Genomic DNA, 16,630 nt, shown 5'->3' on the forward strand with positions numbered 1-16,630 from the left:
CCGAGTTGTCCAGGGCGGATGCCGATCTCAACGGGCTGCTGGTCACGCTGGCGCAGGAGCAGGCCGCCGCCGAGCAGATTGCCGATGATGATGCCGCCCAGCATTGCTCCCATGTCGCCGCCCCCGCGCCGCGCGTAGGCGCGCTGAATCGATTGCACATCGGCATTGGCCAGAGACTGCGCCTGGGCGGCCAGCGTCGACGCCGCATTGGCGTCCGAAATCGCCTCGGTCGGATGCGTCGCCCTCTTGTCCCGCGCGGCCTGCAGATATCGGGTGGCTTCCGCCAGCCGGGTGCGGGCCTCCGGGCCGATGCTGCCGCGGCGCGTATCGATGTAGTCGGAAACCGCTCGCACCCGCGACTCGGCGGTGAACAACGCCTGCTCCAATGACCGGTTGAGCTGCTCGGCGGCGGCCTGCTCCTGCGCCAGCGTGACCAGCAGCCCGTTGAGATCGGCATCCGCCCTGGACAACTCGGCGAACGCGCCGAGCGGGTCGGTGGAGCCGCCGGCGCGCGCGCGGTCGACGGCCCGTGTGGCCGCATCGCGCGCCGCGCGCAGATCGCCGGTGTGAGCGGTTGTCTGCCCTTTCTGCAAGAGCCCGCCCGCCCGGTTGATGTCGGCCTGAATGTCGGCCATGGCCGACGGCAGCCGGTCGATGGCGTGCTGGATGTCGCTGGCCGCGTTGTCCACCGAGTCCAGCAGCGCCCGCGCCTGCCCGAGCGCGGACTCCGCGGCACGGACCGCATCCACCAAGCCGGCCTGCCGGCCGGTGACGGCTTCGGCGGCCAAATCCCGGGCGGTACCGATGTTGCGGTCGGCGAACGCCAGCCGCTCCTTGGCGGCCGAGACATTGCCCGACACGGAAATCAGTGCGGTAGCGTCGAATTGGTCGTGCAGCTCGGCCAGCCGCTGCTCTGACGGCGCTATCCGGGTGGTGAGCTCAACGTATTGCTGGGTCAGCGCGTCGAGCCGCGACGGGGCGTTGATCACCAGATCGCGCAGCTTCTCGAACGCCTCGGTCTGCGACTCCAGTTCCCGATCGGCGCGCGACGCCGACATGACGACCCGGGTGAGCAACTCGCGGCGCTGGTCGGGCGTCTCCGGGGTCCTGTCGTCCAGCTGCTGTCGCACCGTGAACGCTTGGGAGAGAGCGGCTTTGGCGTTGGTCAGGGCCTGGGTGAAGGGCTGGGTCCGCTCTTCACCGAACTCCGCGATCGCCAGGTCGAGTTCGTTGGAGCTGGTTCGCACGGCGTTGTCGACGTCCACGACGAATGCGCGCGACAGGTCGTCGAGGGCCTGCAGCGGCACGGCGGCCAGCGCTTGGGAGTCGGTGGGGTCGACCCGTCGGGCCGCGGCCAATTCGGCCGCGCGCCGGCGCCGACTGCGATAGCGCATGACCAACAGCAGGGCAGCCAGCGCGACGAGAATTATTGCCAGCGTGACCAGCAGGGCCACCCGGCCCGACGAACCCGGTGACGTGTTCAGCCCGTTGGCCGCCGCGACGGCGGCCCCGCTCCAGTCGCCGTTGTGCAAGGCGGGCTCGATCTTGTTGCGCCGCAAGTCATCGACCTGGCGGGCGTTGACGCTCTTGACGGTGGACGGCACCAGGAAGGCGTAGGCGCGGCTGCCGGTGGCGACGGCCAGCAGGGCGTCATAGTCGCCCAGATCGCTGGTACGCACCGTGCGCTGTGCCCAGTTCACCGGGCTCTGGTCGGAGAAGTCGTCGACGTAGACCACCCACAGCCGGATGTGGCGATCCGCGTACAGCTTGCGCACCGCGGACGTGACCGCCGCGCGGCCGGATTCCGACAGGGCGCCCGCGTTGTCGGTGACGTAATCCGCCAGCCGGAACGGGGGTTGTGCGCCGGCCCCGGGTGCCACGAGCAGGCCGCCGCTGAAAGCGATTGCGAGGATTGTCGCGATCACACCGAGCAGGCGGGCAGTGCGCATGACGTCAATCTAGCCCCGCGGCGACGCGGGCAATGAGCCGTCCGGCGGAGCGGTCCCTCGTCCTGCATTCCCTGGCAGACTGTGCTGCGGTGACTAAGAAGGCGGACATGAATCGGCAAGACCCTTACGACGACTTCGACCGTCAACGGCGGGTACGCGAAGCTCCGAAGACTGCCGGTCTGCCGGGCACGGAAGGTCAGCACCGGACCGACTTCGCCCGGGACCGGGCCCGGGTGCTGCACAGTGCCGCGCTGCGCCGGCTGGCCGACAAGACTCAGGTCGTCGGGCCCCGCGAAGGTGACACACCACGCACCCGGCTGACGCATTCCCTGGAGGTTGCCCAGATCGGGCGGGGGATGGCGGTCGGCTTGGGCTGCGACCTCGACCTGGTCGAGCTGGCCGGCTTGGCCCACGACATCGGGCACCCACCATACGGCCACAACGGCGAGCGCGCCCTGGATGAGTTCGCCGCCGACTACGGCGGGTTCGAGGGGAACGCACAGAACTTCCGCATCTTGACCAGCCTCGAGCCCAAAGTGCTTGACGAGCAAGGCAATAGCGCGGGGCTCAACCTGACCCGCGCCTCCCTCGACGCGGTCACCAAGTATCCGTGGTACCGCGGCAGGGGGCTTGGTCAACAAATGAGAAAGTTCGGGTTCTACGACGAGGACCGCGAGCCGGCGGCTTGGGTCCGCGCCCGCGCGCCGGAGGGCCGGATGTGCCTGGAAGCGCAGGTGATGGACTGGGCCGACGATATCGCCTATTCGGTGCACGACGTCGAGGACGGCGTCGTCTCCCAGCGCATCGACCTGCGCGTGCTCGCCGACGACGACGAGGCGGCCGCCCTCGCTAAACTCGGCGAGAGCGAATTCTCCCGGGTGAGCGCCGACGACTTCATGGCGGCCGCCCGGCGGCTCTCCGGTCTGCCCGTGGTCGCCGCGGTCGGCAAGTACGACGCCACGCTGGCCGCCGCGGTCGCGCTCAAGAGGCTCACCAGTGAATTGGTCGGCAGGTTCGCCTCCGCCGCCATCGCCACCACCCGCGCCGCGGCCGGGCCCGGGCCGCTGGTCCGCTACCGGGCCGACCTGCTGGTGCCCGACTTGGTGCGGGCCGAGGTCGCCTTGCTGAAAATCCTGGCGCTGCAATTCATCATGTCCGATCCGAGGCATCTGGACACCCAGCGCCTGCAGCGCGAACGGATCCACCGGGTGGCGCAGTGGCTCTACTCAGGGGCGCCTCAGACACTCGACCCGGTCTTCGCCGCTGCGTTCACCACCGCCGCCGACGACCGCGCCCGGCTACGGGTGATCGTCGATCAGATCGCCTCGTACACCGAGGGCCGGCTGGAACGTATCGACGCGCGCCAGGCCACCGGTTAGCCGCCCGCTCATCCCACGGCGATCCCGTCCTCGCCGCGGGCTAGGCTGCCCGACATGACCAAATTCAGCGGTATCGCCACCCTCGCGGTGGGGCTTCCCGTCGTCGCCATGACCGCCTGCAGCTCACCCCAACACGCCAGCACCCAGCCTGGCACCACCCCTCCGGTGAAGAGCGCCCTACCGGCGTCGTCGGGTGAGACGACGACGCCCGCGCCCAACGGCGAATCGCTCACCGCGCAACTGAAGACGCCGGACGGGCGGTCGGTTGCCACGGCGACGTTCGACTTCACCGGCGGGTACGTGACCGTCACCGTCAAGACCGTGGCCGGCGGCATCCTGTCGCCGGGCTTCCACGGCCTGCATGTCCACCAGATCGGCAAGTGCGAGCCCAACTCCGTCGCCCCGACCGGTGGTGCGCCCGGCAACTTCCTGTCCGCCGGCGGTCACTACAACGCGCCCGGACACGCCGGTAAGCCGGAAAGCGGTGACCTCACGTCGCTGGAGGTGCGTTCGGACGGCTCGGCCTACCTGGTGACCACCACCGATGCGTTCAACCGGGACGTCCTGGTGGGCGGCGAGGGCAAAGCGTTGATGCTGCACGGCGCCGAAAACACCGATAACGCGATGGAACGGGTGGCATGCGGCGTCATCGGAACGGGATAGCCGGCCGGTTCGGCGCTCTAGACTGAGCCGATGTCCAGCCCGGCAGGTTCACGCGCGGACGGCGACGCCCGGGCCCGGGGCCGGGGCCGGATTCCCGATCGCGACATCGCCGCCATCCGCGAGCGGGTCCGCATCGAGGAAGTCGTCGGCGACTACGTCCAATTGCGGCGCGCGGGAGCCGATTCCCTCAAGGGCCTGTGTCCGTTTCACGACGAGAAGTCGCCGTCGTTCCACGTTCGCCCGAACCACGGCCACTTCCACTGCTTCGGTTGCGGGGAGGGCGGCGACGTCTACGCCTTCATCCAGAAGATCGAACACGTCACCTTCGTCGAGGCCGTCGAGCTGCTCGCCGACCGGATCGGCCACACCATCAGCTACACCGGCCCGGCGACCAGCGTGCAGCGCGACCGCGGCAGCCGCAGCCGGCTCGTCGCGGCCAACGCGGCCGCGGCGGAGTTCTACGCGGCGGCGCTGGAATCCGACGAGGCGGCACCGGCCCGCCAGTACCTGACGGAACGGAATTTCGACGCCGAGGCGGCCCGCCGGTTCGGCTGCGGATTCGCCCCATCCGGGTGGGATTCACTGACAAAACATCTGGTGCGCAAGGGTTTCGAGTTCAAGGAGCTGGAAGCGGCCGGCCTGTCGCGACAGGGGCGGCGCGGCCCGATGGACCGCTTCCACCGCCGGCTGTTGTGGCCCATCCGCAGCGCGGCCGGCGAGGTGATCGGGTTCGGCGCCCGCCGCCTTTTCGACGACGACCCGATGGAAGCCAAGTACATCAACACCCCTGAGACGCTGCTGTACAAGAAGTCGTCGGTGATGTTCGGCATCGATCTGGCCAAGCGCGACATCGCCAAGGGGCACCAGGCCGTCGTCGTCGAGGGCTACACCGATGTGATGGCGATGCATCTGGCCGGCGTCACCACCGCCGTGGCGTCGTGCGGCACCGCATTCGGTGATGAGCACCTGTCGATGCTGCGCCGGCTGATGATGGACGACAGTTTCTTCCGCGGCGAGCTGATCTACGTCTTCGACGGTGACGCGGCCGGCCGCGCCGCGGCGCTCAAGGCCTTCGGCGGCGAGCAGAATCTGGCGGGGCAGTCGTTCGTCGCCGTGGCCCCGGACGGCATGGATCCCTGCGACCTGCGGTTGAAATCCGGCGACGGCGCGCTGCGCGATCTGGTGGCGCGGCGCACGCCCTTGTTCGAATTCGCGATACGCAGCGCGCTCGCCGAGATGGACCTGGACAGCGCCGAGGGCAGGGTCGCGGCGCTGCGCCGCTGCGTGCCGATGGTGAGCCAGATCAAAGACCCCACGCTGCGCGACGAGTACGCGCGCCAGCTCGCGGGCTGGGTCGGCTGGGACGACGTGGCGCAGGTCATCGACCGGGTGCGCAGCCAGGCCAAGAAGTCGCCGGCCCCGGCGCGGGCCGGTTCCGCCGCGAACGCCCCTCGCGGCGGCGCTCAGCAGCCCCGTGCGGCGGCCCCGGGTCGCCCCGCCGCCTCACTTCCGGACCCTCGTGATCCGACGCTCAGGCCGCAGCGCGCGGCGCTCAAGTCGGCGTTGCAGTACCCGGCGCTGGCCGGCCCGGTATTCGACACCCTGCCCGTCGAAAGCTTCACCCATCCCGGTTACGCCGCCGTGCGCGCGGCCATCGAGGCCGCGGGCGGCACGTCGAGCGGCATCACCGGGGGGCAGTGGATCGACGCGGTGCGCCAACGGGCCGGCTCAGACCTCACCGCGGGGCTGGTCAGTGAGCTCGGGGTGGAGGCCATCCAGGTCGACGACGACGAGAAGCTGGTGCGTTACATCGCCGGCGTGCTGGCCCGCCTGCAAGAGGTGTGGATGGGCCGCCAGATCGCCGAGGTGAAGTCCAAGCTGCAGCGCATGTCGCCGATCGAACAGGGCGACGAGTACCACGCGCTATTCGGTGACCTGGTCGCCATGGAGGCCTACCGGCGCAGCCTGCTGGAGCAGGCTAGCGGCGATGATCTGACGATGTGAGGACCTCGTCGGCCGGTCGCTCGGCGCCGCGCTCCAAGACGGCCGTTTGGTCGTCGATCGCGGCGACGGTCACGAATCCGGCGTCCGGGGAGATCCGGTTCGCGATCTTGCGGCGCCCACCCTGGATCACCGACTTGGCCACGGGGCTGCTGGTCAGCGCCCGATAGGTGCCGACGATCTGTTCGTATCGGCGACGCCCGGCCTTCGAGCCCAGCACGTAACCCAGTCCCAGCACCACGACATACCGGATCAAAGCGTTCCTCCCGACTAGCGACCGTTCCCATCCTGCCTCACCCGACCCGGTGCGTGCGCGCCCGATCCGGTCCCCGGGGCGAGACGAAGTCGGTCCTGTCCAGTTGGGTGCGGTTATGCCAGTACGCTAGAGTCGTCCCGCGATCGTGTTGATCCCCTGTAGCTCAATTGGCAGAGCGTTCGGCTGTTAACCGATAGGTTCCTGGTTCGAGTCCAGGCGGGGGAGCAAGGTTGAGACTCAGTGTCCGGCGCTCTGGCCGCCGTCGATGTGGAGGGTCTCCCCGGTCACGAAGGTCGCGGCCTCCAGGTATCGAACCCCCTCGATGACGTCGGCGATGGCGCCCATCCGGCCCAGGGGATGCATGGCGGCCAGCGCGGCGGTGTCGTCGTCGGCATGCATCGGCGTGGCGATGTTGCCCGGGGAGATGGCGTTGACGCGGATCCCGCTGCGTGCGTACTCGATGGCCAACGATTTGGTCACCGCCGCCAGGCCGCCCTTGGTGAGGGCGGTCAATCCCGCGGGGACCGCGGAGTTGGCCTGGTCGAGCAGCGACGTGGTCATGTTCACGACGTGGCCGCCCCCGCCTTGGCTGAGCATTCGGGCGATGGCTCGCTGCGTGACGTGGAAGAAGCCGGCGAGGTTCACCCCGGTCACGAACTCGTAGTCCGCCGCCGTGTACTCGGTGAACGGCTTGGGGACGAAGACGCCCGCGTTGTTGATCAGCGTGTCCACCCGACCGAACCGCTCCACCGCCGTCGCCACGATACGGTCGGCGGTCGCGGGATCAGCGACGTCATCGGCGACGGCCGCCACGCGGGGGTCATCGCCGGCGGCGATCGAGCGTGAGTTGGCCACCACGGCGTAACCGAGTTCGCGGTAGGCCTCGACCAGGGCGGCACCCATGCCCTGCGAGGCGCCGGTGATGATCGCGACTTTCTGGTGGGCCTGATCGGCGGTCAATTGAGGTCTCCTTGCCTTGTCTGCCTGCCGCGCGTCGCGCCATTGCGCTGGCGCGCCGTCCCTCGTGAATTTACTGTGAGCGCAACCTATTAGGAGGACTGGTGGAGTTCCTGGTCACGATGACGACGCACGTCCCGGATGGCACCCCGACGGAGACGGTCGACGAGGTCCGGGCCCGAGAGGCCGCGCATTCCCGCGAGCTCGCCGAGCAGGGGCACCTGTTGCGCTTGTGGCGGCCGCCGCTGCGGCCGGGTGAGTGGCGCACGCTCGGTCTGTTCGCCGCTGCTGACGCCGACCGGCTCGAGGAGGTGCTGGCCTCGATGCCGCTGCGCGTGTGGCGTACCGATAAGGTGACGCCGCTGGCGCCGCACCCGAACGACCCTGGGGCGGGACCATCCGTAAAGCGCTAGTCGTACGCCGGTGTCCAGACGGTGTCGAGGACGGCTTGCCGCGGATCGGCGTGCGTGCGGGTGGCCACCCCGTCGGCGACCGCGGCGTGATACACGGCTTCGGCGACCGCCGTCGAGATGGCGCGCAATTCCCTGACATCGGGTAGCAGTGAATCCCCGGCGGCTGACGGGCTAGCCTGTAGCACAACGGCTTTCGCCGCCGCCTGCAGCATTCCCTTGGTCAGCAGCCGGGCCCCTGCGACGATGATGCCGAGCCCGATTCCGGGAAACACCAGAACGTTGTTGGCCTGGCCGATGGTGTAGGTGGTGCCGTGGTATTCGATCGGCGGGACCGGGGTGCCGGTGGTGATCAGCGCCTTGCCGTCGGACCACTGCAGCACGTCGGCGGGCATGGCCTCCATGCGGGATGTGGGGTTGGACAGCGGGAAGATCATCGGGCGCTCACACGACGCGGTCATGGCCTGCACGACCTTCTCGGTGAAGGCGCCGAACACGGCCGAGGAGCCGAGCAGGATGGTGGGGGAGGCGAGCTTGATGGTGTCCACCAATCCCACCCGGTCTCCCGCTCCCACGCCCAGCCGGGCGCGGTTCTTGGCGTAGGGGACCTGGAAATCGCGCAGGTCGTCCATGTCGTCGAATAGCAGGCCCTGCTTGTCGATCGGCCAGATCTGCGCCGTCGCCTGCTCGATGGTGGCGCCGTCGGACACCATCGCGTCGCGAATCTGGTCTGCCACCCCGATCCCGGCGGTGCCCGCCCCGAAGACGACGGCCCGCTGGTCGCGCATCGGCACGCCGGTGACGTGGCATCCGCCGTACACGGCCGCGACGACCACCGCGCCGGTGCCCTGGACATCGTCGTTGAACACGCAGTACTTGTCGCCGTACGTGTGCAGGATCCGCCGGGCGTTCAGCGGACCGAAGTCTTCGAAATGCAGGATCGCCTTCGGGAACAGCCGGTGGGCGGTTTCGATGTAGCGGTTGACGAAGTCGTCGTACTCGTCGCCGCGGCGCCGGGCGTGCCGATTGCCCAAGTAGAACGGATCCTGAAGCAGTTGTTCGTTATTGGTGCCCACGTCAAGGGAGACCGCGATGCAGCGACGGGGATCGATGCCGGCACCGGCGGTATAGAGCGCCAACTTCCCCACCGCGATCTGGATGCCACCCACGCCCCAATCGCCGATGCCCAGGATCGCCTCGGCATCGGTGCACACGATCAGGTCGACGTCGTCGGGTTCCAGCCCGAAAGTTGCGAAGGCGGGCTCGATCTCGTCGGGCTCGTCGATGCTCAGGAAAAGCCCGCGCTGTCCCCGGTACTCGTCGGAAAACCGTTGAATGGCCTCCCCGACGGTGGGCGTGTAGACCACCGGCATCAGTTCCGGCAGATGATCCTCCAGCACCTTGTAGTAGAGCAGTTCGTGGCGGTAGTGCAGCTGCTCCAACAGCAGGTTTCGGCCTAGATCCGTTGCCAGGCTTTGCAATTGATGCCACACCCGGTCGGCCTGCTCGTCGAGCGAGAGCACGGCCGGTGGGAGCCGCCCGGTCAGGCCCAGCCGCCGCCGCTGCTCGTGCGTGAAGCCGACCCCACGATTCAGACTCGGCGAGGACAGCGCCGCCGGGATCTTTGGCGCGTGGGGGTCGCTCATCAAGAACCTCCGGGTGGGATGGCTTGGCCGGTCAACTCACGTTAGCGCCGATCTGGCTGACCGCATCTTGACGCGTTTGAAGCTCCGGTCCCTACCCGCTGGCCGCGGCGTCTCGGTGGCTCTGGTCCCACCCGGGCACCGGTGACAGGCCCAGGTGCTCGCGCAGGGTGTGGCCGTGATACTCGGTGCGGAAGCTGCCGCGCTCCTGCAGCAGCGGCACCACCTTGTTGACGAACTCGTCGAGGCCGCGCGGTGTCAGGTGCGGCACCAGGATGAAACCGTCGCAGGCGTCCGACTGCACGTGGCGATCGATTTCGTCGGCCACCTGCGCCGGTGTCCCGACGAACTGCTGACGGCTCGTCACTTCGATGATCAGCTCGCGGATCGACAGGTTTTCGGCCTGCGCGCGGGCCCGCCAAGTCGCGGCGACGGATTTCGGGTCGCCGTGCCGGACGCGGCCGCGGGTAATGTCCGGATTTTCGACGGGGTCGACGTCGGGCAGCGGCCCGTCGGGATCGTAGGCCGACAGGTCGACTCCCCACACCTGCTCCAGGAACGCGATCGCCGTCGGCCCGCTGACCTGTTGTTCGCGGATGTGGCGGGCGTTGTCCTGCGCCTCCGCCGGCGTGTCCCCGAGCGCAAACGTCGCGCCGGGCAGGACCTTCAGCTGGCCGGGGTCTCGCCCATAGGCGGCGGCGCGGGTTTTCACGTCGGCGTAGTAGCGCTGACCCGCCTCCAGCGATCCGTGCAGCGTGAACAGGGCGTCGGCGTGCTTGGCGCCGAAGTCGCGGCCATCGCCGGAGTCGCCGGCCTGCAGCAGCACCGGATGACCCTGCGGCCCGGCGGGCAGCGACGCCACGCCGCGGACGTCGAATTGCGGACCGTGGTGTTCGACGGTGTGGATCCGGGCGGGGTCGGCGTAGATTCCGGCGTCGACGTCGGCGATCACGGCATCGGGTGCCCAGCCGTCCCAGAACCGCCGGGCGACCGTGATGAACTCCTCGGCCCGCTTGTATCGGTCGGCGTGGTTCAGGAATCCGCCGCGACGGAAGTTCTCTCCGGTGAACGCGTCGGAGGAGGTGACCATGTTCCAGGCAGCTCGTCCGTCGGAGAGGTGATCCAGCGTCGCGAATTGCCTTGCCACCTCGTAGGGTTCATTGAAGGTGGTGTTGATGGTGCCCGCCAGGCCGAGCCGCTCGGTGACCGCGGCGAGGGCGGCCAGCACGGTGAACGTGTCGGGCCGGCCCACCACGTCCAGGTCGTGAATCCGGCCGCGGTGTTCGCGCAGCCGCAGCCCCTCGGCCAGGAAGAAGAAGTCGAACACCCCTCGCTCGGCGGTCCGGGCCAGGTGCACGAACGATTCGAACGCGATCTGGCTGCCGGCGTCCGGATCGGACCACACCGTGGTGTTGTTCACCCCAGGAAAGTGTGCGCCCAGAATTATCTGCTTGCGCTGCTTGGCCTTTCGCGTGCTCATCCGGTCAGTCCCCAGCGTTTGGCCATCAGTTCATGCGAGCGCAGCCGGTCGGTGTGCCGATGCGTCACGGACGTGATCACGAGTTCGTCGGCATCGGTCACTTGGCGCAGCAGCTCCAGCCGATCGGCGACTTCGTCCGGGTTGCCGACGAATTGCGTTGCGGTGCGGTCGGCCACCAGCCCTAGTTGGTCGTCGGTGAGGGGCTCGCAGAGGTCGGGGTCCGGATAGGGAATCGCGCCCCGGCCGCTGCGGATGGAATACACCCAGCGGCCGTAGCTGGACGCTAGGTGCCGCGCGGTGGCGGTGTCGTCGGCGACCACGACATCGGCGGAAACCACGACGTACGGCTTGGCCAGCCGGGCGGACGGCCGGAACGCCTCGCGGTAGGCGGCGATGGCGTCCAGCGCGGTGCCCGGGGTGATGTGATAGCTCGCGACGAACGGTAGGCCACGAGCACCGGCGACTTCGGCGCTCTGCCCCCGGGTACTGCCGAAGATCCACGGCGTCAGCTGGCTGTGTTCGCCTGGAACGGCGTGCAATTCGTGGCCGTCGACGGTGTAGGTGCCGTCGAGCATCGCTTCGATGGCGGCGATCTGCTCGCCGAAGTCGGCGGGTTGCGCGCACGGCTGTGCGAGCGCGGAGGCTTGCGCGCGCAGCCGTTCGCTCTTCATCAGCGCCGTCGGGTCGAACGGCGGGGGGATGACAATGCCGCCCACCTCGCCCCACGGCCGGGGCGCAGGCGGGGCCGGCGGCGGTGGCGACGCGGCGGCCTCCTTGCGCCGCTGCCCGGATCGGCCCAGGCCCATGTCGATGCGCCCGGGATGGAGTGCGTCGATGATGCCGAAGCTCTCCACCACCGCGATCGGCGTGGTGTGGCCGATCTGCACCGCGGCCGACCCGACGCGGATGTGGTCGGTGGCCGCGGCGATCTGGCCGATCAGCACCGTCGGCGACGAGCTGGCCACGGCGACGAAGTGGTGCTCGGCGAGCCAGTAGCGCTTGTAGCCCCACTGCTCCGCATGCTGGGCGAGGTCAATGGTGTTGCGAAGCGCGGTCGCGGCGTCGCCGCCCGCGCTGATGGGGGACAGGTCGAGGATTGACAGCGGGGTCACCGTCACGACGACACCGCCGCGTAACGGTTGGGCGCGGGAGCCAATTCGAGCCGCTCGCGCAGTGTTTCGCCGTCGCGGTAGCCGGTGCGGAACCGGCGGGCGCGCTGCAGCAGCGGCACCAGCTCGTCGACGATCGCCGGCAGGTCGATCGCGTGGACGGCGGGCCGCAACCGGATGCCGTCGACCCCGGCGTCGTGCCAGGCCAGCACCAGCTCGGCCAAATCGCCTGCGCTGCCGGCGAACACGTGCGCGTCAGAGGAGATCGCGGCCGTGGGGGTCAGTGGGTCCTCGACCAGCGAGACGACGAGGTCGGCGTACACCTTGAGCGCCCGGCCCGCGGCGCGCTGCGCCTCGGCGACTTCGCCCAGGATGATGCGGAGGGACTCGTCGTCGCGCGGGGTGACCAGGACGATGTCGGCGCCTGCGGCGGCGAACTCGTAGACGCGCGACGCGTGCGCCAGCGCCAAGACCACGGGCTGGCCCTGCGGTGGCCGCGGGGTGATGGACGGGCCCTTGACCGAGAAGTATTGGCCGGCGAAGTCGATGTAGTGCAGCTTGTTGCGGTCGATGTAGCGCCCGGTGGCTACGTCGCGGATGACGGCGTCGTCCTCCCAGCTGTCCCAGAGCCGCCGCACCACCTCCACAGCATCGGCCGCCTCGTCGAACAACTGGTCGGCGTCGACGCCGGACCGCCGCCCGAAGAGCGCGGCCTCGTGCGCCGTCGCGCTCACCCGCACCTGCCAGCCGGCCCGGCCGTGCGAGATGTGGTCCAGCGTCGCAAGCGCTTTCGATACGTGGAAGGGCTCGGTGTGGGTCACCGTCGCGACCGGCACCAGGCCGATGTGTGTGGTGACCGGCGCGATGCGCGCGGCGACCAGCACGGCGTCCGCGCGGCCCGCCAGCCGTCGCGGAGATATCTCGGCCCGCCGCCCCGGCTGCACGTCCAGGCTGTCGTCGATCGTCAGGAAATCGAGCAGGCCCCGCTCGGCAACCCGGGCCAGGGCCGCCCAGTACCGACCGCTGAGGTGTCCACCGCCGGTCGCGTTATGCGCGATGGCGTATCGCCAGGCGTGCGGATGCCAGCCGTAGCCGTCCAGCCCCACAGCCAGATGCAGCCCGGTCATGGCACGCCTTCCATCTCGTTGCTAACCCACTGTGCAACGTCCAGCGTGACAATGCATTCCACTGCCCTATTAAGTTCATCGTGAGTAATATTTCGTCGAGTTCACGCCCCGAGTGCGGGCGGAAAGTCTTTCGGCGCTTGGCGATTCGACGGCTAGGCCAACAGCGGCTGCAGCGCCGCCCGCAGGTCGCCGGCCTTCGGCACCCCGGCGCTGCGGTATCGCTGGCGGCCCTCGGCGTCGAAGATCAACGTCGTCGGCAGGGATAACACCGACAGCCGTTTGGCGGCCGCGGGGTTGGCGTCGATATCGATCTCCACGTGCGACACGTCGGGAAGGTCGGCGCACACTTGGTCCACGACGCGGCGCACTGACGCGCATGGGCCACACCAGGAGGCGCTGAAGTGGACGATTGTCGGGGTCGCCTCCGCCAGGCCGAGGTCCGAGGTGTCCGGTTGGGAATCGGCGTCCGCCGCGCGCAGGACGCCCGAGCGTCGATTGAGCACCGCGCCAATCGCGCCAGCGCCCGCCAACGCCGCGACTATCGCCGTCGTGGCTACCACCACCGCGCTCACGTGTTACCCCACACTCGCTGTTGCGGCGGCCTCCGCAGAGGTCCGCTCAAAGATGGATCAGATCGAGAAGTCCTCGCCATACCAAACTCCGGCCTCTGGCGGCCGTATGACGCCGCCGCTCTCCGAGCCCTCCACCCGGTCCTCCAGCTTCGAAACCCTGATCAGCAGCGACTGCAGGCTGACGCCGACGAGGTCGGGCATCACCGAGTCGTCCGCCCCGCCGGGGGCGGGGCGGCTGCGGCTGATGACCTGCCCGGGCACCCCCACGACCACCGAGCTCGACGGCACCTCTTTGACCACCACCGCGTTGGCGCCGATCCGGCTGTCGTCGCCGACTTTGATCGCGCCGAGCACCTTCGCGCCGGCGCCGATGGTCACCCGGTCACCGATGGTGGGGTGGCGTTTCCCGGTGTCCCGTCCGCTGCCGCCGAGGGTGACGCCGTGGTAGATCGTCACGTCCTCGCCGACCTCCGCCGTCTCGCCGATCACCACGCCGGTCGCGTGGTCGATGAACAGGCCGTTGCCGAGCACCGCGCCGGGGTGGATGTCGACTCCGGTCAGGATGCGGGTGACCGCCGCTAACGTCCGCGCGGCCAGTCGGGCGCCGCGGTTCCACAACCAGTGGCTGACCCGGTGGCCCCAGATGGCGTGCACTCCCGGGTAGGCGAAGATCACCTGCAGCGTGGTCGGGACGGCGGGATCCCGCTCCTTGGCAGCCCGGATGTCACCGCGGATGGCGTCGAGCATGGCTAACCGGCCAGATCGGCGAACAGCGCCGTGCTCAGATACCGCTCGCCGAAATCGGGCAGAACAACCACGACAAGCTTGCCGGCGTTCTCCGGCCGGTGGGCCACCTGCAGGGCGGCGACAACCGCCGCGCCCGACGAGATGCCGACCAGCAGGCCCTCCTCTCGGGCCAGCCGACGGGCCAATTCCAGCGACTCCTCGTTACCGACGGTGATGACCTCGTCGACCAGGTCCAATTCCAACACGGGCGGAATGAATCCGGCGCCCAGGCCCTGGATCGGGTGGGGACCCTTCTGCCCGCCCGAAAGCACCGGCGAAGCGGCGGGTTCCACGGCGACGAATTGCGCCGACGGCTTGCGTTCCTTGATGACCTCGGCGACCCCCGTGATCGTTCCGCCGGTGCCCACGCCGGCCACGAAGATGTCCACCTTGCCGTCGGTGTCGCGCCACACCTCCTCGGCGGTGGTCTTGCGGTGGATCGCGGGGTTTGCCGGGTTCTCGAATTGCTGGGGCACCCAGTAGCGCTGGTCGCTCTTGGCCAGTTCCTCCGCCTTCGCGATAGCGCCCGGCATGCCCTCGGAGCCCGGTGTGAGCACGATCTCGGCGCCCAAAGCGCGCAGCAGCATCCGCCGCTCCATGCTCATCGTCTCCGGCATGGTCAACACGCAGCGGTAGCCGCGCGCCGCAGCCACCAGCGCCAGGGCGATGCCCGTGTTCCCGCTTGTGGGCTCGAGGATGATCGTGTCGGGCTTGATCAGTCCCGCCTGCTCGGCAGCGTCGATCATCGCGACCCCGATGCGGTCCTTGACACTGTTTCCGGGGTTGTAGAACTCCAGCTTGGCGACGACGTCGGCGACCGCGCCTTCGGTGACCCGGTTCAACCGGACCAGCGGCGTGTTCCCGACAAGTTGGGTGACGTTTTCTGCGATGCTCATCTGTCTTCCTCAGGCGGTGTCGGCACAGGACCCGTCGGCCTGCCAGGTGATCTCGAATTCGATGGCCACGTCGGTGGGTACGGTCAGCGCAATGGGTGTGAATCGATGTGATGCCCCCTCCAGCGCGATCCCGGTCAGCACCCGTCCGGTGAGGCTTTGCGGCGTTGTAGCGATAACAGTCGTGGTGGACGTACCCGGTGCGGGGCGAACGTAAAAGTCAGTGCCCGCCTGTACCACGCCGTCGATGTTCTCACCGTCGGAGTCGACGAGTGTGTGTCCTTCACCGACGTTGAGCGTCAACGGGATTGGCACTTGAAACGGTCCTATGAGCTCCGAATTGGCGGTTGCTTCGGTATCGACTAGTTGTGGTTCCACGGTATCGCGTAACGCTTTGCGGGCGCCGCTTACCAAATAATTGTAGAGGTGCACGACTCGATCGGCATTGCGGTAGTGGCGGGCGCCGGTCAGCCAGAAGCGAACATGGTCGATCGTCGGGTTTGCGGCCTCCGTCGTCGCGACCAGCCGGTAATAGCGATAGCCGCGACCGCCGCCGCCGTGGCTGCTGGCCGACAGCGTGCTGCCCACGCCGAGCGTGCGTCGATGGCGGCCCTGGCCAGCATCCAGGGTGAGCTGAGAACGCGAAATGTCTTGCCAGGCAACACCATCGGTCGACTTCTGCAGCTTTAGGCCGACGGCGGCGTCGGCCGCTACCCACACCGAGTAGCCGCCCAATTGCGGTTCGCCGTCGAATTCGAACGTGATGACGCGTCCGGCGGCTCGGCGTATTTTGACGGGAACGTTGAGCGGCCGAGTGTCGAGCTCCAAGCCGTTGGTGAAATGCCAAATTGCGGCCTGCGTCGCGGCTATCGCTTCGTGCTCGCTGATGTGGGCCCGTCCCAGCGGGTCGCCCGCGGCGCGCAGTCGGTCGCTCAGTTCGGCGGTCGAGCGCATCGGGAATGAGTTGCGCAGGACCCAGTCCACTTCGCCTTCGCAGCCGCGGCTGTGCAGGTGGGGCAGCGCGGACCAGCTGCCCAGGCCGTAGCGCGAGGGCCCATGGGGTGCGACGCCGAAGAAATCCAGGGAGTAGGCGTGCAGGTTGGGATTGACCCTGATCAGGTCGGTGCGTGCAGAGCTGCCGTCGGCGAACACGATCGTGTCCACGGTGTGGGAGTAGGTGCCGCCTCGGTAGCGCGTCATCCGCGCGACTTCGGTTGCCGGCCGGACGAGAACCCGGCGACGGGTCTCCACCGGCGCTGAGGCGCGGGTGGGTATGGACAACACTGTCATGGGTGGTTGATCTTCCTGAAAGACTTTGGTTACCAGCGCGCGCGGGAGACGGATTTCGACCCGCCGCGGGAGAGCGCGAAATTTTCGAAGGCGTCAGAGAGCGTCAGGAAATCAA

The 16,630-nt window shown here is 68.7% G+C and carries 14 protein-coding genes, 1 tRNA gene and 1 pseudogene; 5 read left to right on the forward strand and 11 right to left on the reverse strand.

Going from position 1 to position 16,630, the window contains the following annotated elements:
- On the reverse strand, window positions 1–1,949 hold a 1,949-nt coding region (locus A5709_RS02195), incomplete at its 3' end, for a TPM domain-containing protein (protein ID WP_068117626.1).
- 107 nt (window positions 1,950–2,056) lie between these two features.
- Here A5709_RS02195 and A5709_RS02200 point away from each other — a divergent pair.
- The 3 genes from A5709_RS02200 to dnaG are packed head-to-tail and all read left to right on the forward strand — an operon-like array spanning window position 2,057 to window position 5,995.
- Window positions 2,057–3,328, forward strand: a complete 1,272-nt coding sequence (locus tag A5709_RS02200; protein ID WP_067944047.1) for a deoxyguanosinetriphosphate triphosphohydrolase — start codon at window positions 2,057–2,059, stop codon at window positions 3,326–3,328.
- Window positions 3,329–3,382: 54 nt separating this feature from the next.
- On the forward strand, window positions 3,383–3,991 hold the full coding sequence (locus A5709_RS02205; protein WP_082973748.1) for a superoxide dismutase family protein: 609 nt from the start codon (window positions 3,383–3,385) through the stop codon (window positions 3,989–3,991).
- 30 nt (window positions 3,992–4,021) lie between these two features.
- A complete protein-coding gene (gene dnaG / locus A5709_RS02210) occupies window positions 4,022–5,995 on the forward strand; it encodes a DNA primase (protein ID WP_067944045.1) in 1,974 nt (657 codons plus the stop codon).
- On the opposite strand, the gene A5709_RS02215 is transcribed toward dnaG, so the two are convergent.
- Window positions 5,970–6,248 (reverse strand): hypothetical protein, encoded by a 279-nt coding sequence (locus tag A5709_RS02215; protein WP_067944043.1) that lies wholly within the window; start codon window positions 6,246–6,248, stop codon window positions 5,970–5,972. The genes dnaG and A5709_RS02215 overlap by 26 nt on opposite strands.
- A gap of 152 nt (window positions 6,249–6,400) precedes the next feature.
- Here A5709_RS02215 and A5709_RS02220 point away from each other — a divergent pair.
- A tRNA-Asn gene (locus tag A5709_RS02220) sits at window positions 6,401–6,473 on the forward strand.
- 12 nt (window positions 6,474–6,485) lie between these two features.
- On the opposite strand, the gene A5709_RS02225 is transcribed toward A5709_RS02220, so the two are convergent.
- Window positions 6,486–7,208, reverse strand: a complete 723-nt coding sequence (locus A5709_RS02225) for an SDR family NAD(P)-dependent oxidoreductase (RefSeq protein WP_255403416.1) — start codon at window positions 7,206–7,208, stop codon at window positions 6,486–6,488.
- A gap of 101 nt (window positions 7,209–7,309) precedes the next feature.
- Between A5709_RS02225 and A5709_RS02230 the strand changes: the two are divergent.
- Window positions 7,310–7,591, forward strand: a pseudogene (locus A5709_RS02230) (muconolactone Delta-isomerase family protein); the annotation flags it as partial.
- Window positions 7,592–7,614: 23 nt separating this feature from the next.
- Here A5709_RS02230 and A5709_RS02235 read toward each other — a convergent pair.
- The 8 genes from A5709_RS02235 to A5709_RS02270 all read right to left on the reverse strand — a co-directional run bounded on the left by A5709_RS02235 (window position 7,615) and on the right by A5709_RS02270 (window position 16,515).
- Window positions 7,615–9,261: an NAD-dependent malic enzyme gene (locus A5709_RS02235; RefSeq protein ID WP_068117632.1), complete on the reverse strand. Its 1,647-nt coding sequence runs from the start codon at window positions 9,259–9,261 to the stop codon at window positions 7,615–7,617.
- Window positions 9,262–9,352: 91 nt separating this feature from the next.
- Window positions 9,353–10,738: an NtaA/DmoA family FMN-dependent monooxygenase gene (locus tag A5709_RS02240; protein ID WP_068117635.1), complete on the reverse strand. Its 1,386-nt coding sequence runs from the start codon at window positions 10,736–10,738 to the stop codon at window positions 9,353–9,355.
- Window positions 10,735–11,856 carry an LLM class flavin-dependent oxidoreductase gene (locus A5709_RS02245; RefSeq protein ID WP_068117638.1) on the reverse strand — a complete coding sequence of 374 codons (1,122 nt, stop codon included), beginning with the start codon at window positions 11,854–11,856 and terminating at the stop codon, window positions 10,735–10,737. Before A5709_RS02245 ends, A5709_RS02240 begins: the two co-directional genes overlap by 4 nt.
- A complete protein-coding gene (locus tag A5709_RS02250) occupies window positions 11,853–12,974 on the reverse strand; it encodes an LLM class flavin-dependent oxidoreductase (protein WP_068117641.1) in 1,122 nt (373 codons plus the stop codon). Before A5709_RS02250 ends, A5709_RS02245 begins: the two co-directional genes overlap by 4 nt.
- A gap of 152 nt (window positions 12,975–13,126) precedes the next feature.
- A complete protein-coding gene (locus A5709_RS02255; RefSeq protein WP_068117643.1) occupies window positions 13,127–13,546 on the reverse strand; it encodes a thioredoxin family protein in 420 nt (139 codons plus the stop codon).
- A gap of 57 nt (window positions 13,547–13,603) precedes the next feature.
- On the reverse strand, window positions 13,604–14,293 hold the full coding sequence (cysE, locus tag A5709_RS02260; protein ID WP_068117645.1) for a serine O-acetyltransferase: 690 nt from the start codon (window positions 14,291–14,293) through the stop codon (window positions 13,604–13,606).
- Window positions 14,294–14,295: 2 nt separating this feature from the next.
- Window positions 14,296–15,228 (reverse strand): cysteine synthase A, encoded by a 933-nt coding sequence (gene cysK, locus A5709_RS02265; protein WP_068117648.1) that lies wholly within the window; start codon window positions 15,226–15,228, stop codon window positions 14,296–14,298.
- Between the two features lie 9 nt (window positions 15,229–15,237).
- Window positions 15,238–16,515, reverse strand: coding sequence for a thioester domain-containing protein (locus A5709_RS02270; protein WP_068117652.1), 1,278 nt, complete (start codon window positions 16,513–16,515; stop codon window positions 15,238–15,240).
- Window positions 16,516–16,630 lie beyond the last annotated feature (115 nt).

Origin of the sequence: Mycobacterium sp. E1386 (assembly GCF_001672745.1) — a bacterium.
GTDB lineage: Bacteria > Actinomycetota > Actinomycetes > Mycobacteriales > Mycobacteriaceae > Mycobacterium.